We start from the raw sequence: 19,315 nt of genomic DNA, 5'->3' as shown, positions 1-19,315 counted from the left end.
TCTAACCGTTTGAAATTGAGAGCGGCCAGACCATTTGGTCTGGCCGTTTTCGTGTGAGGAGGCAGCGGCAATGCGTATCGCCTTTCTGGGATATGGTCGAGACGAGACCCGTCTTATCGGTTTGCTGGAGGCGGCAGGACATGACGTCGAGCACTTCCGTGAACGGGTAGAGAGCCTGGCGGATTTTGATCTGATTCTTAGCTTCGGTTACCGTTTCATCCTGAAAAAACCGGTCATCTCCACGGCGCGCCGACCAATTCTGAACCTGCATATTTCATACTTGCCCTATAACCGGGGAGCGCATCCGAACTTCTGGTCTTGGATAGAGGACACGCCTGCGGGGGTAACCATCCACGAGATTGACCTTGGACTTGATACCGGCGGCATCGCGTTTCAGACCAGACTTGCGATTGAGCCCGAAGATCTCAGTTTTCGCGACACCTATGTTATCTTGGTTGAGGGTATCGAGCAGTTGTTTGAAGATAATCTTACGAAAATTCTCGCGCAGGACTATCAGATTGTTCAGCAACCGGACGGTGGCACGTACCATAGGGCTAGTGAGCTACCAGATTGGGTAAATTGGGATATGAAGATCAGTAGCGCGGTGGCCCGGTATCATGGCGTTGGATGATGCGATAGGCATCGTGCTGGTGCTCGCCAACCTTATGGATGCCGATGGCCGTCTGAATCGTGAGACTGCAGCTCGAGTTGAGCTTGGCCACCAGTTGTTGGGGCGTGAAGAAATCCTCTTCTTCATTGGTTGGGACTATCGTGAAGACAGCGACATCGCGATCGCTGACGCGATGCGTGCCCACGGGCCGGATCTTGCGGAAAGCCGTGTCATGATCAACAGGCAGTCCCGTGACAGTGTTGGAGATGCAATACTCTCCCGGCGCGACATAGAGGCAAGATTTGAGCGCTACAAGCTGACAGTTGTCAGCAGTGATTACCACATAGACCGTTTGAAACATGTGTTTGGGCGGGTCTATGGATCTGGTAAGGAGATCGCTTTTGCAGCGGCAGCGAGCGAAGCTGGACAAGATGTGATGGCGTCTGAACAACGAAGCATTGAAGCCTTTGATCGGACATTTGCCGGGGTCGAGAGCGGAGATCTTCCCGCATTTACCGCGCGGTTGCTGGCGAAGCATCCGTTCTACAATGGCGCGGTGCATCCAAGAATGGTTCTCGAGCCGAAATAAAAAAGGGCACCGGATTGGTGCCCTTTTCGAAGATTTGCAATCCAGGCGTCACGCCTCGGCGTTGCCGCCCTTCGGTTTGTAGTTTGTCTTTTCGATAATACGTGCGGACTTTCCCCGGCGGGATCGCAGGTAATACAGCTTGGCGCGGCGGACCTTGCCGCGGCGCACGACGGTGATGCTGTCGATGTTGGGCGAGTGGAGCGGGAAGACACGCTCGACACCTTCGCCGAAGGAGATCTTGCGGACCGTGAAGGCCGCGCCGATGCCCGAGCCGCCCTTGCGGGCGATGCACACGCCCTCGTAGGCCTGCACGCGGGAGCGGGTGCCCTCGGTCACCTTGTAGCCGACGCGGATCGTGTCTCCGGCGGCGAAATCGGGAATTTCCTTGCCGAGTTCGGCAATTTGCTCTGCTTCGAGCGTTTCGATGATGTTCATCTCTTCAATCCTTTTTCTCGCCTTTTGCGGCGATGGTGTGCGCATCCGATTGCTCTTGGCCTTCCTTCGGGTCCCTACTTGCGTATGCCCGCCAGAGATCTGGACGACGTTCCTTGGTCAGCGCCTCGGACTGTTCCCTTCGCCATGCAGCGATGGCCCCGTGATGGCCGGAAAGGAGGATCTCCGGTATCTTGTGGCCGGCCCAGTCCGTGGGCCGTGTATACTGCGGGTGCTCCAGCAAGCCGTTGGAAAAGCTTTCCTCTTCCGTCGACTCGGCGTTGCCCAGCACGCGGGGTATAAGGCGAACCGTGGCATCAATCAAGGCCTGCGCGGCAATCTCTCCACCTGTCAGTACAAAATCCCCGAGCGAGACTTCGAAGATATCATGAGCGTCCAAGACGCGCTGATCTACGCCTTCGAAGCGACCGCAAAGCACCGTGACACCGGGACCGGCTGCGAGGGCTTTCGCCATGCCGTGATCGAAGCGTCTTCCGCGCGGTGAAAGGTAGATGGTGGGCATGTCCGGGCGGCTGGGAAGGGCGGACAGGGCGTCGTGAAGGACATCGGCCCGAAGCACCATCCCGGCGCCGCCGCCGGAGGGGGTATCGTCGACTTGCCTGTGTTTCCCGCGACCATGATCGCGGATGTCGTGTGTCCGGAGCTGCCAAAGCCCGTCATTCAGTGCTTTGCCGAGCAGGGACTGGCCCAGGGTTCCGGGGAACATCTCCGGGTAGAGTGTCAGAACGCGGGCGGTCCAGGCGTGTGCGAGGGTTGGTCGGTCTTCCATCAGTTCGCGTGGTCTCACGCTGGCCGAAATGGAAAGGCGACCATGCGATTTAATCGCCATGGAACTCGGCCTCCGGCGGGGTGTCGCCCTCGGCCTCCGTTGGCGGGTCGGCTATGATGCGGCGGGTTGCCAGATCGACTGTGGGTACGGCTTCGCGCGTGAAGGGCAACAGCAATGGTTTGCCGCTATTTGTATGAATTTCAAGGATATCTCCCGCGCCGTGATCGTAAACGGAGCGAATGCGACCGAGCTTGGTTCCACCGGTGTCGAAGACGTCGAGACCGATGAGATCGGTATGGTAAAACTCATCGTCGGGCAGGGCGGGAAGGCGTTCCCGGGGCGCGTACAGGCGTGTGCCCTTCAGCGCGTCCGCCTGTTCCTTGGTGGAAATTCCGGACATGCGGGCCGCGAGGCCGTTCTTGATCTGGCGGGTGATCTTGACGGTGAAACTGTGGGTGCCATCCTCCGAAGTGAGGGGGGCATAGTCGGCAATGGCCTCGGGGTCGGCACAGAATGATTTGAGTCGCACCTCACCCTGAACGCCAAAAGCGCCGCCTATGGCACCGACACAAATGAGGGCAGGTTCCGGTTTGGTCATCTTGCAAGCCTTTGAACCGACATGGTTTTGCCGCCCCGGCAGATTGCCGGGGCGGCAGAATGCCAGCAATCAGCTGGCGGCTTCTTCTTCTGCTGGTGCTTCTTCGGCAGCAGCCTCTTCAGCTGGTGCTGCGGCGGCAGCTTCGGCAGCTTCCTTGGCGGCTTCAGCCTTGGCGGCCTTTTCCTCTGCGCGTTCCTTGGCTTTTTTGCCCGGCTCCGCCTTCTTGGTGTTGGCGCGTTCTTTTTTGTCAAGGATTCCAGCTGCTTCCAGCATGCGGGAGATGCGGTCGCTGACCTGTGCGCCTTCGCCGAGCCAGTACTTGGCACGCTCGAGATCCATCTTCACCCGATCTTCGCTGTCCTTGGGAAGCAGCGGGTTGTAGGTGCCGATTTTCTCGATGTAGCGGCCGTCGCGAGGCATGCGACTGTCGGCAACGACGATGCGGTAGAAGGGACGTTTCTTGGAACCGCCTCGGGCGAGACGAATTTTCGTGGCCATTGTGTTTCTCCTTTGAAATGGCTGGTTTGTCAGGGGGTTAGCCGCTGACTGTTTGGTGTTGTTCGTGATGACGGATCACTTCCGAGATCACGAAGTTGAGGAATTTGGTGGCGAACTCGGGGTCGAGATCTGCCTCCTCTGCGAGGCGTTGCAGCCGCGCGATCTGTTCCTCTTCCCGTTTCGGATCAGAGGGGGGCAGGGTGTGCTCCGCTTTCAGCTTGCCCACGGCCTGCGTGTGCTTGAACCGCTCGGCGAGCGTGAAAACGACAATGGCGTCGAGCCGGTCGATGCTTTCGCGGTGACCGGCCAGCAGGGAGGCAGCGCGGGCGGTATCGTCTTTCATTTGCGGCCTCCTGTGAATGCTGGGTTTGGTATGGGTTTAATATGGGTTTGGTATTGCGACTGTTTCGCTCGGGCTTTGCTCATCGCATCGGCCTTGGCTGTTGGTGATGGCGGAAGACCTGACACAACCGGGCATGACCCTGGGCGAGCGGAACGAGGTGGCACGTGAGACGATGCGCGAGCCGGATAGACCGGGCGTCTGCCCATTCGATACAGGGGACGCATGCCGGCAACCCGGGGCATGGTCGGGCATGGATCAAGCGGCCCGCTGCCGATGGTGGAGACGGATACGGCTGGCATCAGGCAGGCTCCGCCGCAGGTTCGGGCAGGGCGAAAACATCACGGGTGACGCCATCGGGGAAGGTCTCGCGACGGATGACGGTGCCGCCGAGGCTCTGGGCCAACTTGCGGGCGGCTTCATTCTCGTCGCGGAGATGCGTTTCGACGCCGGGCCAGCGCAGGGTCTGGCAGGCGAACCGGATGACGGCGCGTGATGCCTCGGCGGCATAGCCGTGGCCGCGATATTCTGGCAGGAGCCACCATGTCAGCTCATGGCTGGGCCAGCCGATGGGATGGACGATCCCGCAACCGCCAACGGCAACGCCATCCTCGCGCCGCTCGACGATCCACTTGCCAAAGCCCTGAAGGTACCAGTGGCCGAGATCGTAGCAGAGCTTGCGGTAGGCTTCGTCCGATCGCAGCGGACCCCCGTAGTTACCGGAGCCTTCGGCATCGGCGTAGAATTTGCGGTAGAGCGCGAAATCGTGGCCTTCGGGTGCGCGCAGGATCAGACGCTCGGTTTCGAGATTCGGGATCGTTGTCATGCCAGTTCCTCCGGAGCGGGGTGCCGCCATATCTGCATGAGGCCGTGGCGCTCATGCTCGAAGGTGGTCTCCTGCTTCGCGCCGAGGCGGCGGGCTACGGCGATGGAAGCAGCATTCGACGGGTCGATCAGGCTGATGGCGGTTTTCCAACCGAGAATCTGATAGGCGTATTCGCGGGCGCGGCGTCCGGCCTCGGTGGCGAAACCACGGCCACGGGCGTGGGGCATCAGTGTCCAGCCGATTTCCTCTTCCGGCCAGCCCTCCGGTTTCCAGAGACCGGAGCGGCCGAGATAGGCGCCGGTTGACCGTTCTTCCAATGCCCAGAAACCGTAGCCGCGCAGTGCCCAGTGGCCGAGCACGGAGGCTATGGCCCGCCATGTCAGCTCTGCCGTCATGGGGCCACCAACGAACCGTGATTCATCGGATGCGAAGAAAGAGGTTTCATCGGCGATATCGCTCTCCTTCGGGGCGCGGAGGATGACGCGGTCCGTTTCGATCGTGGGAATGGTGAAAGTCGTGCTCATGCCGGCCTGGCCTCCTGCCTCTGGCGCAGGCGACCGTGGCCGATCATGCCGACGACCATGGCGGCGAAGAAGAGAAGGCCTTGCCAGCCACCGTAGGAAAGGGAAGCCATCGCTGGGCCGGGGCAGAGGCCGACGAGCGCCCAGCCAAAACCGAAGAGAGCCGAACCGCCAAGGAGACGGGCGTCGAGCAGAGGCTCCGGCTTCGGCGGAATTGGCGTGCCAAGGCTCGATTTGCCGCGTCGCTCCGCCACACGCCATGCCAGCAGCATGGGCAGGATCGCGCCGCCGAGAACGAAGGCCAGCGTCGGATCCCACGCGCCGAAGATATCCAGCCAGCCCTGCACCTTTGAGGTGTCGGTCATGCCGGAAAGCATCAGGCCGGTGCCGAAGATCGCGCCGGCGAGGAGGGCGAAGAAGAGGCGCATCAGAGCATCCCCAACCCGTGGCGCACCACCAGCATGGTGAGGCCCCCGAAGAAAAGATAGGCGAGCGTGGCCGCTATACCGCGCAGCGAGAAGCGGGAGATGCCGCAGACACCGTGGCCCGAGGTGCAACCGTTGGCCATGCGGGTGCCGAAGCCGACGGCCAACCCGCCGATGACCAGCAGGCCGACATTGGAGGTGGCGTTGGTGTCCGGGTGCGCGTGGATCAGGGCTATGAGGGCGGGAGCGCCGACGAGGCCGGCGATGAAGGCTGACCGTTCAGCGAAATTGACGCGGCCGGAACCGTCCACCAGCCCTCCGAGCAGGCCGCTGGCGCCCATGATCCGGCCGTTGACCAGCAGGAACAGGGCGGCTGCGCCACCGATCAGCAATCCACCCGCGAAACCCCAGGCCCAATCCATCATGGCTTCTCACCCTGAAGTTGGGGCAGGCCGATGGATTTGCCGAAGGCACTGGTGTTGGCCGGCCCATCCGTGGGCCGCGACTTGAAGCTGTCGAGCAGGGCGGCGTCGCCCAGCGGTGCGGCCTCCCCCTCATCGACGGCGGCCTGAATTCGGGCCTCGGCACATTGTGCCGTGGCTGCGAAGGATGGCGCGCCGGCCGGGGTGCAACTTTCGAGCAGGGTGCGACCATCGTCGCCGTAGAGATCCTCGATGGCCGAGATGGCCGAAAGGGCGGCCTGCTCGCGTTTCAGGCAGTCTTTGCGCTCGATCAGGTTGCTGAACTCGGACTCGCAGAGAGACTGCACCCAGGGGGCTACGGGCTGAGCGGCTGCGGGCGCGGCAAGCGCGAAGATGAGGACGAGGACGCGGGTCATTTCTTTTTCCCGAAACCGGAGAGACCGGGCGGCAACTGGCCGCCACCCCCGAGACCTGGGAAGCCCGGCGGAAGCTGGGCCTCTGCTGGCGCGTTGGCCATATCCGGCATCCCGCCGGGGGGCATTCCGGGCATTCCACCCTTGCCGAACATGCCGCCAAGCTGGCGCATAAGGCCCTTCTTGCCCATCTTGCCCATCTTTTTCATCATGTCGGCCATCTGGCGATGCATTTTCAGGAGCTTGTTCAGTTCCGACACTTCCAGCCCCGCGCCCCTGGCGATACGCTTCTTGCGGCTCGCCTGAAGGATTGCGGGATTGGCGCGTTCCTTCTTGGTCATCGACTGGATGAGCGCGATCTGGCGTTTCAGGATCTTGTCGTCGAAGCCCGCATCCTCGATCTGCTTGGCCATCTTGCCCATGCCGGGCATCATGCCCATCATGCCCTGCATGCCACCCATCTTGATCATCTGTTCAAGCTGGTTGCGAAGGTCGTTCATATTGAACTGACCTTTCTGGAAGCGCTTCATCATGCGCTCGGCCTGTTCGGCCTCGATGGTTTCCTGCGCCTTCTCGACGAGGGCGACGATATCGCCCATGCCGAGGATGCGGCCTGCCACGCGCTCGGCGTGGAAGGGTTCGAGCGCGTCCATCTTTTCGCCGAGGCCGACGAACTTGATCGGCTGGCCGGTGACGGCACGCATGGACAGGGCGGCGCCGCCGCGGCCGTCGCCATCCATCCGTGTGAGGACGACGCCGGTGATGCCGATGCGGCTGTCGAAATTCTCGGCGGTGTTCACCGCGTCCTGCCCGGTGAGACCGTCGACCACGAGCAGGGTTTCGTGAGGCTTGGCAACGTCACGTACAGCCGCGACCTCGGCCATCAGCGCATCGTCGATGGAGAGGCGGCCGGCGGTGTCGAGCATGAAGACGTCGTAGCCGCCGAGTGTTGCCTGCTGCTTGGCGCGTTTGGCGATATCGACGGGGCTCTGACCCTTGACGATCGGCAGGGTGTCGACGTTGATCTGGCGACCCAGCGTTTCGAGCTGTTCCATCGCGGCGGGACGCGAGGTGTCGAGGCTGGCCATCAGGACGCGCTTGCCCTGTTTCTCGGTGAGGTGTTTGGCCAGCTTGGCGGTGGTTGTGGTCTTGCCGCCGCCCTGAAGGCCGACCATCAGGATCGGAGCCGGGGGGCTGTCCACCTTCAGGGCGCCGATGTCCTTCGTGTCGCCTGCCAGCACGTGGACAAGTTCGTCGTGGACGATCTTGACGACCTGCTGGCCGGGGGTGACGGATTTGGTGACGTTCTGGCCTGTGGCCTTTTCCTGCACCGCCTTCACGAAATCGCGGGCGACAGGCAGCGAGACGTCGGCTTCAAGCAGCGCGACGCGGACCTCGCGCAGTGCGGTCGAGACATCCGCCTCTGACAGCGCGCCCTGCCGGGTGAGCTTGTCGAGGACGCCGCCGAGGCGTTCGGATAGTGTCTCAAACATGGGTTCACCCCTTCGTCAGTTCAGTTGATGATGCGTGACCGCATCAAAGCAGAAGAGCCCCCGTGGGCCTAGTCCAAAGCAAGTGCGCCCCCGTGGGCGCAACGCGCTGACGGGGGGCGATCCTGCATATATATCAGGACCGAAGGGTTTTCACCTTCGGAAGTTGGTGGGGAAGTGCCGCAGCAGGCCTGAAAAGTCAAGGCCCGCTGCGTGGAGACCACCGGGAATGGTGGTCAGGGTGCGCCCGGCCGCTTACGCCGCCTTGTCGGCTTTCTGCCATTCGTATTTGCGGAAAACTTCGTCCACCGGAGTCTGGGCGAGATGATTGGTGTAGTTGCTCATCACTTTCTGGGCGAGGCCGAGGATGATTTCGAGAATGTTTTGCCGGGTGTAGCCGGCGGCCAGGAACGTCTCCACCTCGGTATCGGAGACGAAACCGCGCTGCCGGACGAGTGCCAGCGTGAAGCTTCGCAGGGCTTCGAGACGCGGGGTGGGCAGTGGAGTTTCATCGCGGAGAGCGTCGGTGATCTCGTCACTCACCTTCATCATCTTCGCGATGCCGGTATGGGCGGGCACGCAGTAGTGGCATTCGTGCTCTACGTTGATGGATTGCCAGACGACGGTCTTCTCGTCGTTGTCGAGGCTGGAAGCGAGGAAAAGCTGGTGCAGCTTCTGGTAGCCTTCGAGCAGGCCCGGAGCCTCGGCCATGGTGCCGTGGAGACCAGGGATGCGGCCATTTGCCTTGAGCGACGCTTCGAGGAAGGGGCGGGAAGCTTCGGGGGCGGTTTCCAGATCGTGGATCGTGAAGTCTGACATGATGTGTTCCTTTGATATGTGGGCGGTGCAGCGACACGCCAGAGAGATGTATCTAATTTGAGTGGTTGCTCAAGTTTTTATTTGAATGATCACTCAACAGTGATCACTGATCAAATCCGCTTGGGTTCGGACAGCTCTGCCCCTATTTTCATCGCATGAGCCGGAACCGGAGATATGATCGCGAGGAAGCGCTGGATGCGGCGATGGAGCTGTTCTGGCGCAGGGGCTATCACGCCACGTCGTTGAAGGACCTTGAGGAAGCACTCAACATGCGTCCCGGCAGTATCTACGCGGCCTTCGAGAGCAAGGAGGCCCTGTTTCTCGCGGCGCTGGAACGATATGCGCAGAGTATGGGCGAGGAGTTCGCGCGCGAATTGGCGGCGGCCGCTTCGCCGCTGGTTCTGTTGCAGGACCACGTGAGAAAAGTGGCTCCGCGCGAAGGTGGAGCGGACCGTCCGCGGGCCTGCATGCTGGTCAAGACACTGCTGGAAGCGACGGCTGACGACGAGTCGCTGGCGGTTTCGGCGGGGCGGCACCTCGATGCGGTGGAGGCGCAGTACACACGGGCGTTCTCCGCGGCGGCGGCTGCTGGTGAATTGCCCAAAGACGCCGACACGCGCAGACTGGCGCGACGGTTGCAGGCCAACATGTTCGGGCTGAAGACTTTCTGCCACAGAAGCGAGGATAAGGCAGCGGTGCGGGACCTGGCCGAAGATATTGCTGCGGAAATCGCGGCATTGGCGAATACCGGGTGAGCGCGGCCACCTGATCTCACCCCTTGGCAGCCGGACGGCGGGACGTTATCTGGAGCGCCATGTTCACGGTTGCCGCCCTCTATCACTTCACACGGTTTGAAGATCCGGATGCCCTCCGGGCGCCGCTTCAGGCGCTGGCGGAACGTGGCGGTGTGCGCGGCACCCTGCTGTTGGCGGAGGAGGGGATCAACGGCACGATCGCGGGGCCGCGGCAGGGAATCGACGCAATGCTGGCGCATGTGCAGAGCCTGCCGGGGTGTGAGACGCTGGAATGGAAGGAAAGCACCGCCAGCGTAATGCCGTTCCTGCGAATGAAGGTGCGGGTAAAGTCTGAAATCGTGACGATGGGCCAGCCGGGCGTGAACCCGGTGGAAGCGGTGGGCAAGTACGTCGATCCGCGTGACTGGAACGGTCTGATCGAGCGCAACGACGTGGTGCTGATCGACACCCGCAACGATTACGAGGTGGGGATTGGCACTTTCGCCAATGCGGTCGATCCCGAAACGGCCAGTTTTAGGGAATTCCCGGACTGGTGGGCAAAGAACGCCGAGCGGTTCGAAGGCAAGAAGGTGGCAATGTTCTGCACCGGTGGCATTCGATGCGAAAAGGCCACCAATTATCTGCTGGGGCAGGGCGTCGAGGATGTCTTTCATCTGAAGGGCGGAATCCTGAAATACCTCGAGGAAGTGCCGGAGGCGGAGAGCCGCTGGCACGGGGAGTGTTTCGTGTTCGATGCGCGTGTTTCGGTAGGGCACGGACTGAAGGAGGGCGACTATCACCTTTGCTACGCCTGCCGGCGCCCGATAACGGAGGCCGATATGGCGCGGCCCGAGTTCGAGAAGGGCGTGAGCTGCCATCAGTGCATCGGTGAGACGAGCGAAGACCGGCGACAACGGTTCCGTGAGCGGCAAAAGCAGGTAGAGTTGGCGGCGCGCCGCGGCGAGAGCCATATTGGCGAGCCACAGTAGCGGCGGGACCGGTTGCCCGGTTACCGCCGGTTGCGCAGTGCAATCAGGTTCGAGACGAGTAGGGCGCCGATGACGATGGCGCCGCCGGCAAGGGCCATCCGACCGGGGTTCTCACCCACCACGGCCCAGACAAGCAGTGGCGCGAGAACCGACTCCAGCAGGACGAGCAGCGAGACTTCGGCAGCCGTTATGTAACGTGGCCCGATGGCCAGCAAACAGGTGCCGGCGGCGATGAACAGGCCGTGGCCGAGGAACAGGGGCCACTGGCCGGATAGAGCGGGCAGCGGATTGGCGAGCAATGCCATAGCGACCGCGGCGCCGATGTAGGCGACGGGAATCGCCGGAACCATCGATGCACCCCTGACCCTGCGGACGGCAGTGAGGGCGGCAGCGTATGCTGCGGCAACATAGAGGGCCCAAAGGTCGCCCTTCCAGGAGGCGATGGCGGTTTCGGCCGAGCCATAGGCAATGACGGCCAGTCCGGCGATAACGGCCGACATTGTCAGCACCATGCGCCTTCGGATCGGTTCGCCGAGAAACAGGCGGCCGAATATGGAAGCGAAGATCGGCATTGCGGCGAAGATGAAGACGACATTGGCGACCGAGGTGTTGGTGACGGCGAGGACGAAGGCGGGTGTCGTCGTGGCAAGCAGCACGGTGTAGATCATCCCGGCGCGACCGGTGCGAAGGAGGGCTGTGTAGGCGCGCGGACCCTGCGTGGCGAGAATGACGGCAAGGATGATCACGCCCGCGGAGAGGCCTCGCCAGAAGGCGGTGACGAACGGGTCTGCCTCTATGAGGCGGACGAAGAGTGAATCCGGCAGGATGCAGGCCACGCCGAGGGTGGTGATCAGCAGGCCCTTGAGGTGATCGGTCATGGTTATCCGGGTGGACCAGTGCAAGCCAATTGTAAAGCGCGGTGCCGGGGATGGGCGCAACCGGCGCGGACCCGGGCCTTGGGCCCGGCCGCTCTTGCGGGCAGGGGCCGAGCCCCTGCGTCCGCGCCTTGTGGCAGGCGTCGCGGCCCTCGGCAGGGTGGTGCGGCTTGGCAAGCCGATCTGCCGGGCGTAAGACGGTGAATGCCGACAAGGGAGCCAGAGCCATGAAGGATACCGCCGCACCTGCCGCATTCGACTGGGCCGATCCACTGCGGCTGGCCGACCAGTTTACCGAGGATGAGCGCATGGTGCAGGAAAGCGCCCGACGCTTCGCCGCCGATGTGCTGGCGCCGCGGGTGGTGGCTGCATATCGCGACGAGGTGGCCGACGCGGCGCTGTTCCCGCTGATGGGTGAGATGGGGCTGCTGGGCGTCACCATTCCGGAGGAATACGGCGGTCTCGGAGCAGGCTACGTAACCTACGGTTTGGTTGCGCGCGAGATCGAGCGGGTCGACAGCGGCTATCGCTCGATGATGAGCGTGCAGTCGAGCCTCGTGATGTACCCGATCCATGCCTACGGTTCCGAAGCGCAATGGCGGAAGTACCTGCCGGGGCTGGCGGCGGGCACGCTGATCGGTTGCTTCGGGCTGACCGAGCCCGATGCGGGCTCCGACCCTGCGGGCATGAAGACCCGCGCTACGAAGACGGCGGACGGCTACCGGCTGACGGGTTCCAAGATGTGGATCTCGAACGCGCCGATCGCCGATGTCTTCGTCGTCTGGGCGAAGTCCGAGGCGCATGGCGGCAAGATCCGTGGCTTCGTGCTGGATAAAGGCTTGAAAGGCCTGTCGGCGCCGAAGATTGGCGGCAAGCTGAGCTTGCGCGCCTCCGTCACCGGCGAGATCGTCATGGACGGCGTGGAGGTCGGCGACGAGGCGCTCTTGCCCGGTGTCGAGGGGCTGAAGGGGCCGTTCGGTTGCCTCAACCGCGCACGCTACGGTATTTCCTGGGGCGCGATGGGGGCTGCGGAGGCCTGCTGGCACGCGGCGCGGCAATACGGGTTGGACCGGCAGCAATTCGGCCGGCCGCTGGCGGCGACGCAGCTTTTCCAGAAGAAGCTGGCCGACATGCAGACGGAAATCGCGCTGGGATTGCAGGGCAGCCTGCGGTTGGGGCGGCTGATGGATGCGGGAGAGATGGCGCCCGACATGATCAGCCTGATGAAGCGCAACAACTGCGGCAAGGCGCTGGAGATCGCGCGGATGGCGCGGGACATGCACGGCGGCAACGGGATATCGGAGGAGTTCCACGTGATGCGCCACATGGTCAACCTCGAGACCGTCAACACCTACGAGGGGACGCATGACGTGCATGCGCTGATCCTGGGGCGGGCGCAGACGGGGTTGCAGGCGTTTTTCTGAAGGTTCCGGGCGGGGTGCCCTTGGCGGGCGTTCGGTTGCTTGTGCTGGGGAGGCCCTGACCGGGGTCAGGGCCGGGCCAAGCATGTGCGAGTCGGCCCGCCTGTCAAGGACGAGCCCGCTGGCGCGGGTGGCTTAGCCATCCTTGACAGGCGGGCCGACTCGCGGCGCTGGGCTTTTCGGGCTTGACCCGGCGGCGGCGTGGGCGTTTTCTCGCAGCCATGCCACATGATCACGATCACGACGCCGAGGATATGGCGGCACGGGTGCGGGCGCTGGAGACGGTGCTCGTGCAGAAGGGGCTGGTCGATCCGGCAGCGCTCGATGCGATCATCGAGACCTATTCGGAGAAGGTGGGGCCGAAGAACGGCGCGGCGGTGGTGGCGCGGGCCTGGGTGGACGCGGAGTTCGCCGACTGGCTGGCGCGCGACGCGACGGCGGCGATCCATTCGCTGGGCTTCACCGGGCGGCAGGGAGAGCATATGCAGGCGGTGTTCAACACCGCAGCCCGGCACAATGTCGTCGTCTGCACGCTGTGTTCCTGCTATCCGTGGGCGACGCTGGGGCTGCCGCCCGTCTGGTACAAATCGCCGCCGTACCGGAGCCGCGTGGTGATCGAGCCGCGCGCCGTGCTGGCCGAATTCGGCACGGTGCTGCCCGAGGATATCGAGATCAGGGTGTGGGATTCGACGGCCGAGTTGCGCTACCTGGTGATCCCGGAGCGGCCTGCGGGGACCGAGGGGATGAGCGAGGAGGCGCTGGCCGCACTGGTGACGCGGGATGCGATGATCGGGGTGGTGCGGGATCTGGCGCCGTGAACGGGCCACAGGATCTGGGCGGGCAGATGGGCTTCGGCCCCGTTGCGCCCGAACCGGACGAGCCGCTGTTTCATGCCGGTTGGGAGCCGCGCGTGTTGGGGCTGACGCTGGCCTGTGCTGCGCTTGGCCACTGGGGGATCGACGAGAGCCGCCATGCGCGCGAAAGCATTCCGCCTGCCGATTACCTGCGGTTTTCCTATTACCGTATCTGGTTCACGGCGCTTTGCGCCCTGCTGGAACGGCACGGCGAGGTTGTGCCAGAGGAACTGGCGCTGGCCAAGGTGCTGGCCCCGCCCCGCCGGGCGGAGCGTTGCCTGCCGGCGGAGCGGGTGCCCGCCGTTCTGGCCGCCGGCGGGCCGACGGAGCGCGCGGTGGACCGGCCGGCGCGGTTCGCGGTGGGCGATACGGTGCGCGCGCGCGTGATGCACCCAAAGGGGCATACGCGGCTGCCGCGCTACGTGCGCGGTGCTGTGGGGCGTGTGGGAGCCGTGCACGGCGCGCATGTGTTCCCCGATGCGGCGGCCCACGGGCAGGGCGAGGCGCCGGAGTGGCTCTATACCGTGGCATTCGCTGGGGCCGACCTGTGGGGGCCGGAGGCCGAGCCGGGGCTCGTGGTCTCGGTCGACGCGTGGGAACCCTATCTTGAGCGCGCCTGAGGCGCCGCCGTTCGAGGCGCCCTGGCAGGCGCAGCTTTTCGCGCTGACGGTAGCGCTGAACGAGGCCGGGCATTTCGCCTGGGCGGACTGGGCGGAGCGGTTCGGGGCGCGGCGGGCGGAGGGGCCGGCGGCGGATGCCTCCGACTATTTCGACCACTGGCTGGATGTGTTCGAGGGGTTTGTCGCCGAGCTTGGGCTGGCGGAGAGTGCGGTGCTGGCCGAGCTTGCGGCCTCGTGGCGGCGGGCGGCGGAGGCGACGCCGCATGGGGTGGCGCTGGCGCTGGAGAATGATCCGCTGGGGGGTGGAGCAGGAGAAACTGACACGCGGTACCGGGAATAAGACGGCGGCAACTGGTTGCTGTGGGTACGATGCGGACACAGTGAGCTTTCGCGGTGGCAAGGCCGACGTCGGCTTCGGGAAAGCTGCAGAATGCAAGTCTATGGTCGGTCCAGCAGATGCCGCCAGATTTTGATCAGCGGGATTGGGCATGGGTTATGCGGTTCACCGGGCTCGGCAGCGTGTTTCCTTGCTGCGAAAATATGGTACAGCGTGAAAACCCTAATTTTTGTAGGCTTCACGTGATATGCCCGTTGCGCAACCTCATCCCCAGCAAAAAGAGCGCCTCGATGCGCTTTACGAATATGAGATTCTCGAAACTGAACGTGAACGCGAGTTCGACGAAATCGTAAAGCTCGCCGCTGCCGCCTGTGGCACCTCGATTTCTGTCATAAATTTCATCGATGCCGAGCGACAGTGGTTCAAGGCCGAAACCGGCCTCGGCGTACGCGAAACGCCCCTGGCCACGTCGCTATGCTCGCACGTGATCCTGGAAAATGAATTCGTCGAAATCCACGACACCTTATTGGATCCGAGAATGTCCGACAATCCATTGTGTTGTGGCGATTCCGGGTTGCGGTTCTATGCTGGCGCGCTTCTGAAAACCACCGACGGGCTGCCACTTGGGACACTGTGCGTGCTCGACTACGAGCCCAAGGTACTGACGCCGCTCCAGCGTGACACGATCCGCGTCCTCGCCAGCCAAGTGATGGCGCAGCTCGACCTGCGCAAGATGCTCAAACACACCGAGTTGTTGCGGCAGGAGGTCGACCACCGGGTGAAAAACTCACTTCAGTCGCTGTCCTCGCTTGTCCGTCTCGCTGGGCGAAATACAAATACCGAGGAAACAAAGGTAACGCTCGCTACCATAGGGGGGAGGATCGACGCCGTCGCAATGATCCACCAGGAACTCTATCGTACCGATGCGGGTCATGTCATCGAGCTGGGCCGTTACACTGAGAACCTGATGGCGCATTTCCGTCAGATAGCACCGGATAACATCACGCTCAGTTGCCGGGCTATCGAAACGAAGGTTACGTCGAACGAGGCTGTCGCCGTTGGCACTTTGATCAACGAGTTCGTTGCAAACGCTTTCAAGCACGCATTCCCCGACAACCGGCCCGGGCAGATTGACGTCTCGGTGACGCGAAACCCGACTAACGGGCGCATTCGCCTCTACTGCCGGGACGATGGTGTTGGTCTGTCTAAGGATGCCGACATTTCGGCCGGTGGTCTCGGCATGCAGATCGCAGCGGCGGCTGCGGCGGAACTCGGCGCCGAGCTCGAAGTGGACACGGTGTCTGACGGCCTGGCCTGCACCTTCGAGTTCGAAAGTGCGGTTTCAGCCTAAATACATCCTCCGTCCAAGACAATTCGAGGCACTTTGGCAGTAGCCGCGCTCTAATTTTGTAGCAAATTGTCGGAAGATCGAAAGACCTGCCTGGATTGTAACATTGAGAGCAAGACATCTTGCCAGTGATCTGCAACCACTTCAGAATTGCCTCGAAGAACAGACGCACGGGGCCAGGGCGTGCCGGACGATCATGTGGCGCACAGCATCCAACTCGTTTAACCACGCACCCTGCCGCCCCTCACCCACACCCCGCCGGTTTTGCGCTTGCTCCCTCATCCCCCTCCTGCTACCCCAAAAACAGACGATGCCATCAGGGCGGAGCGGGCCACCGGGCGGATTGACCCATTCAGGGGATGCAAACGGTGATCGTCGTGCGGGGTGCAGATGTGCCCCTTTCCTCCTTTGGCTGACAGGCTGCGACAGGAGGGTTTCATGCGGATTTTGGTTGGTTTGACGGCGCTCGTGCCGGGGGCGGCGATGGCGCATCCGGGGCATCTGGCGGAGGCTGCGGGGCATTCGCACTGGATTGCACTCGGTGCCATCGCGCTGGCGGGCGGTATCGCGCTCTGGGCCGGATTGAAGGGCAGGGGGAAAGAGGCCGAGGCCGAGGAAGAGGCCGAAGACACGCCGGAAGAAGCACGCGCATGACCAAGATTGGGGTGATGATCTGCGGGCACGGCTCCCGCAGTCAGGCGGCGGTGGACGAATTCTCGGTGCTGGCCGAGAAACTTCCCGCGCTGCTGCCCGACTGGCCGGTGGAATACGGCTATCTGGAATTCGCCAACCCCGTGATACGAGTGGGGCTCGACAAGCTGCGGGCGCAGGGCTGCGACCATATCCTCGCCGTGCCGGGGATGCTGTTTGCCGCGATGCACGCCAAGAACGACATCCCCACCGTGCTGAACTCCTATGCCGCCGAGCACGGCATCACGGTGCAGTACGCGCGCGAACTGGGGGTGGACCCGCGGATGATCCGTGCGGCGGCGGAGCGGATCGAGGCGGCGCTGGCGACGGCGGATGCCAAGGGGCCGGTGAGCCGCCACGAGACCTGCCTCGTGGTGATCGGGCGGGGCGCTTCGGACCCGGATGCCAATTCCAACGTCTCCAAGATCGCGCGGATGCTGTGGGAGGGGATGGGCTTCGGCTGGGCGGAGGTCGGCTATTCCGGCGTGACATTCCCGCTGGTGGAGCCCTGCCTCGAGCATGTGGCCAAGCTGGGCTACAAGCGTGTCGTCGTGTTTCCGTATTTCCTGTTCACCGGCATCCTGATCGACCGGATCTATGGCTACACGGATCTGGTGGCCGAGGCGCATCCGGAGATCGAGTTCGTCAAGGCGGGCTATCTCAACGATCATCCGCAGGTGCTGGAGACGTTCGCCGAGCGGGTGACGGAGATCCTCGAGGGGCAGAACGCGATGAATTGCGCGATGTGCAAGTACCGCGCGCAGGTGCTGGGGTTCGAGGCGGAAGTTGGCGCGGCGCAGGAGAGCCATCACCATCACGTCGAGGGGCAGGGGGCGAGCGCGCCGGGTTCCAATGTCGAGGATTGCGTGCTGTGCGATACGTTCTGCACGGGCGTCTGCCGGCTGGATGCGGGGCATCATCACCATCATCATGATCACGATCATCACCACGATCACGGGCATCAACACCACCACGACCATGCGCATCCCGAGTATCCGCACGCGGATCACCCGCTCGGCCCCGAGAGCGTGCGCAAGCATATCAAGAGCCATTAGGTGCCCCTCTTCGACATCCATGTGATCGTCGACTGGTCGGCCCGCTCGTCGCCGAGCCCGGCGCGACCGACGGGCGATGCGATCTGGTTCGCCGTCGCCAAGGACGGTGTTGTCGGCGCGCCGGAATACGTGCGCACACGGGCGGAAGCCGTGGCGCGGCTGGCCGATCTTGCCGCCGGGTGGCTGGCGGCGGGCAAGCGCGTGCTGATCGGTTTCGATTTCCCCTTCGGCTATCCGCGCGGTGTGGCGGAGAAGCTAACCGGCCGGGCGGAGGCCCGCGCGATGTGGGACTGGCTGGCCGAGCGTGTGAACGACAGGCCGGACAATTCCAACGATCGTTTCGTGGCGTCGAGTGCGATCAATGCGGTGTATGAGGGCGTCGGGCCTTGCTGGGGGCGGCCCGAGGGATGGGGTTTCCCGGACATACCGGTGAAGGCATCGGAGCGGCGGGGCGCTGGCCATCCGCCGGAGCGGCGGCTGGCGGATGTGGCGGCGAAGGGCGCGAAGACGGTCTGGCAACTGGCTTATACAGGCTCCGTCGGCTCGCAGGTGCTGCTCGGCCTGCCGGCGCTGAAACGTCTGGCGGAAGATGCGCGGCTGAAGGATCACCTCGCCGTCTGGCCCTTCGATACGGGGTTGGCGGTGCCGGAAGCCAAGCTGGTGCTGGCGGAAATCTACCCCTCGCTGTTCGCGGAGCGGGTAAAGGCGCGGATCGGACCGGACGATATCAAGGACGCGGTGCAGGTGTCCGTGAGCGCGGAGGCATTCGCGGCGCTCGATGAAGCGGAAGGGCTGGCGGCGCTGTTCGACGGGCCGGAGGGGCTTGTGGAGGCGGACCGGCGGGCGATCGAGACGGAGGAGGCGTGGATCCTCGGGGCCGGGCAGGAAGCGGCCTTCGACGGCATCGCCGACGCCACGCCCGCGATCCCGAATTACATCCGCGATCCGCAGGCGATCTATGCCGAGAGCTTTGCGACAGTGCGGCGCGAGGCGAAGCTGGAGCGGTTTCCGGAGGATGTCGCGGAGGTAGCGGTGCGCCTCATCCACGCCTGCGGCATGGTGGATCTCGCCGACGATCTCGCTTTTTCTCCGGATGCGGTGGCGGCAGGGCGGGCGGCACTGGACGTCGGTGCGCCGATCCTGTGCGACTGCGAGATGGTCGCGGCCGGCATCATCCGCCGGGGGCTGCCCGAGCGCTGTGATGTGCGGGTGACGCTGAACGATCCGTCGGTGCCGGGGCTGGCGAAGGCGCTGGGCACAACGCGCTCGGCGGCGGCGGTCTCGCTGTGGGAGGATCGGCTGGAGGGCGCGGTGGTGGCGATCGGCAATGCGCCGACAGCGCTCTTTCATCTGTTGGAGATGATCGAAGCCGGTGGGCCGAAACCGGCCGCGATCCTCGGCTTTCCCGTCGGTTTCGTCGGGGCGGCGGAGAGCAAGGCGGCTCTTGAAGCCCTGGCACCCGTGCCGTTCCTAGCACTGCGCGGGCGGCGGGGCGGATCGGCGCTGGCGTCCGCTGCGGTCAACGGGCTGGCGCTGGGTCTTCGTGGGGACGGCACGCGATGAGTATTTATGGAAGGATGAAGGGCGGCGGCGCCTTGCGGGAGATCGCCGCGCGGGCG

25 protein-coding genes are annotated in these 19,315 nt (G+C 63.7%); 12 read left to right on the top strand and 13 right to left on the bottom strand.

The features are described 5' to 3' along the window. The first annotated feature begins 70 nt into the window (after positions 1-70). The gene (locus tag GO499_RS11505; protein WP_161862316.1) at positions 71-631 is read left to right on the top strand and encodes a formyltransferase family protein; all 561 of its coding nucleotides are present in this window, start codon (positions 71-73) and stop codon (positions 629-631) included. After that, positions 618-1,199, top strand: a complete 582-nt coding sequence (locus GO499_RS11500; RefSeq protein WP_161862315.1) for an ElyC/SanA/YdcF family protein — start codon at positions 618-620, stop codon at positions 1,197-1,199. The genes GO499_RS11505 and GO499_RS11500 overlap by 14 nt, the downstream gene beginning before the upstream one ends. A gap of 48 nt (positions 1,200-1,247) precedes the next feature. On the opposite strand, the gene rplS is transcribed toward GO499_RS11500, so the two are convergent. The 12 genes from rplS to GO499_RS11440 all read right to left on the bottom strand — a co-directional run bounded on the left by rplS (position 1,248) and on the right by GO499_RS11440 (position 8,773). After that, positions 1,248-1,634, bottom strand: coding sequence for a 50S ribosomal protein L19 (gene rplS / locus GO499_RS11495; RefSeq protein WP_161862314.1), 387 nt, complete (start codon positions 1,632-1,634; stop codon positions 1,248-1,250). Between the two features lie 4 nt (positions 1,635-1,638). Further along, complete coding sequence (gene trmD / locus GO499_RS11490; RefSeq protein WP_161862313.1) at positions 1,639-2,481, bottom strand: tRNA (guanosine(37)-N1)-methyltransferase TrmD; 843 nt, start codon at positions 2,479-2,481, stop codon at positions 1,639-1,641. Beyond that, the gene (gene rimM / locus GO499_RS11485; RefSeq protein ID WP_161862312.1) at positions 2,471-3,019 is read right to left on the bottom strand and encodes a ribosome maturation factor RimM; all 549 of its coding nucleotides are present in this window, start codon (positions 3,017-3,019) and stop codon (positions 2,471-2,473) included. The genes trmD and rimM overlap by 11 nt, the downstream gene beginning before the upstream one ends. A 69-nt stretch (positions 3,020-3,088) precedes the next feature. Beyond that, complete coding sequence (gene rpsP, locus GO499_RS11480; protein ID WP_161862311.1) at positions 3,089-3,517, bottom strand: 30S ribosomal protein S16; 429 nt, start codon at positions 3,515-3,517, stop codon at positions 3,089-3,091. A 37-nt stretch (positions 3,518-3,554) separates the two neighbouring features. Next, a complete protein-coding gene (locus GO499_RS11475) occupies positions 3,555-3,860 on the bottom strand; it encodes a chorismate mutase (protein WP_161862310.1) in 306 nt (101 codons plus the stop codon). Positions 3,861-4,158: 298 nt separating this feature from the next. Next, positions 4,159-4,683 (bottom strand): GNAT family N-acetyltransferase, encoded by a 525-nt coding sequence (locus tag GO499_RS11470; RefSeq protein ID WP_161862309.1) that lies wholly within the window; start codon positions 4,681-4,683, stop codon positions 4,159-4,161. Beyond that, the gene (locus GO499_RS11465) at positions 4,680-5,207 is read right to left on the bottom strand and encodes a GNAT family N-acetyltransferase (protein WP_161862308.1); all 528 of its coding nucleotides are present in this window, start codon (positions 5,205-5,207) and stop codon (positions 4,680-4,682) included. Before GO499_RS11465 ends, GO499_RS11470 begins: the two co-directional genes overlap by 4 nt. Further along, complete coding sequence (locus tag GO499_RS11460; protein ID WP_161863948.1) at positions 5,204-5,635, bottom strand: DUF6691 family protein; 432 nt, start codon at positions 5,633-5,635, stop codon at positions 5,204-5,206. Before GO499_RS11460 ends, GO499_RS11465 begins: the two co-directional genes overlap by 4 nt. Continuing rightward, complete coding sequence (locus tag GO499_RS11455) at positions 5,632-6,051, bottom strand: YeeE/YedE family protein (protein WP_161863947.1); 420 nt, start codon at positions 6,049-6,051, stop codon at positions 5,632-5,634. The genes GO499_RS11460 and GO499_RS11455 overlap by 4 nt, the downstream gene beginning before the upstream one ends. Continuing rightward, the gene (locus GO499_RS11450) at positions 6,051-6,467 is read right to left on the bottom strand and encodes a hypothetical protein (protein ID WP_161862307.1); all 417 of its coding nucleotides are present in this window, start codon (positions 6,465-6,467) and stop codon (positions 6,051-6,053) included. The genes GO499_RS11455 and GO499_RS11450 overlap by 1 nt, the downstream gene beginning before the upstream one ends. Then, on the bottom strand, positions 6,464-7,957 hold the full coding sequence (gene ffh, locus GO499_RS11445) for a signal recognition particle protein (RefSeq protein WP_161862306.1): 1,494 nt from the start codon (positions 7,955-7,957) through the stop codon (positions 6,464-6,466). The genes GO499_RS11450 and ffh overlap by 4 nt, the downstream gene beginning before the upstream one ends. A gap of 252 nt (positions 7,958-8,209) precedes the next feature. Further along, positions 8,210-8,773, bottom strand: coding sequence for a carboxymuconolactone decarboxylase family protein (locus GO499_RS11440; protein WP_161862305.1), 564 nt, complete (start codon positions 8,771-8,773; stop codon positions 8,210-8,212). A gap of 155 nt (positions 8,774-8,928) precedes the next feature. Here GO499_RS11440 and GO499_RS11435 point away from each other — a divergent pair, with 155 nt between their 5' ends. Both GO499_RS11435 and trhO read left to right on the top strand, forming a co-directional pair. Continuing rightward, positions 8,929-9,528, top strand: coding sequence for a TetR/AcrR family transcriptional regulator (locus GO499_RS11435; RefSeq protein ID WP_161862304.1), 600 nt, complete (start codon positions 8,929-8,931; stop codon positions 9,526-9,528). Positions 9,529-9,587: 59 nt separating this feature from the next. Beyond that, positions 9,588-10,496 carry an oxygen-dependent tRNA uridine(34) hydroxylase TrhO gene (trhO, locus tag GO499_RS11430; RefSeq protein ID WP_161862303.1) on the top strand — a complete coding sequence of 303 codons (909 nt, stop codon included), beginning with the start codon at positions 9,588-9,590 and terminating at the stop codon, positions 10,494-10,496. 20 nt (positions 10,497-10,516) lie between these two features. Here the strand turns inward: trhO and GO499_RS11425 are convergent, their stop codons facing one another. Then, positions 10,517-11,374: a DMT family transporter gene (locus tag GO499_RS11425; protein WP_161862302.1), complete on the bottom strand. Its 858-nt coding sequence runs from the start codon at positions 11,372-11,374 to the stop codon at positions 10,517-10,519. A 224-nt stretch (positions 11,375-11,598) separates the two neighbouring features. Between GO499_RS11425 and GO499_RS11420 the strand changes: the two genes are divergently transcribed. From GO499_RS11420 to GO499_RS19865, 8 genes are all read left to right on the top strand, one after another. Further along, positions 11,599-12,795: an acyl-CoA dehydrogenase gene (locus tag GO499_RS11420; protein WP_161862301.1), complete on the top strand. Its 1,197-nt coding sequence runs from the start codon at positions 11,599-11,601 to the stop codon at positions 12,793-12,795. Between the two features lie 218 nt (positions 12,796-13,013). Beyond that, positions 13,014-13,610, top strand: a complete 597-nt coding sequence (nthA, locus tag GO499_RS11415) for a nitrile hydratase subunit alpha (RefSeq protein ID WP_161862300.1) — start codon at positions 13,014-13,016, stop codon at positions 13,608-13,610. Then, positions 13,607-14,266, top strand: coding sequence for a nitrile hydratase subunit beta (gene nthB, locus GO499_RS11410; protein WP_161862299.1), 660 nt, complete (start codon positions 13,607-13,609; stop codon positions 14,264-14,266). The genes nthA and nthB overlap by 4 nt, the downstream gene beginning before the upstream one ends. Further along, positions 14,253-14,606 (top strand): nitrile hydratase accessory protein, encoded by a 354-nt coding sequence (locus GO499_RS11405; protein WP_284154700.1) that lies wholly within the window; start codon positions 14,253-14,255, stop codon positions 14,604-14,606. Before nthB ends, GO499_RS11405 begins: the two co-directional genes overlap by 14 nt. Before the next feature lie 244 nt (positions 14,607-14,850). Continuing rightward, complete coding sequence (locus tag GO499_RS11400; RefSeq protein ID WP_161862298.1) at positions 14,851-15,954, top strand: histidine kinase dimerization/phosphoacceptor domain -containing protein; 1,104 nt, start codon at positions 14,851-14,853, stop codon at positions 15,952-15,954. 435 nt (positions 15,955-16,389) lie between these two features. Then, positions 16,390-16,605, top strand: coding sequence for a DUF6732 family protein (locus GO499_RS11395; protein WP_161862297.1), 216 nt, complete (start codon positions 16,390-16,392; stop codon positions 16,603-16,605). Further along, complete coding sequence (locus tag GO499_RS11390; RefSeq protein ID WP_161862296.1) at positions 16,602-17,696, top strand: sirohydrochlorin chelatase; 1,095 nt, start codon at positions 16,602-16,604, stop codon at positions 17,694-17,696. Before GO499_RS11395 ends, GO499_RS11390 begins: the two co-directional genes overlap by 4 nt. Further along, on the top strand, positions 17,697-19,259 hold the full coding sequence (locus GO499_RS19865) for a precorrin-8X methylmutase (protein WP_348520773.1): 1,563 nt from the start codon (positions 17,697-17,699) through the stop codon (positions 19,257-19,259). It abuts the gene before it with no gap. Positions 19,260-19,315 lie beyond the last annotated feature (56 nt).

This window comes from Algicella marina, assembly GCF_009931615.1.
GTDB lineage: Bacteria > Pseudomonadota > Alphaproteobacteria > Rhodobacterales > Rhodobacteraceae > Algicella > Algicella marina.
The sequence above is the reverse complement of the archived record's forward strand: the minus strand, read 5'-3'. Positions and strand labels throughout refer to the sequence as shown.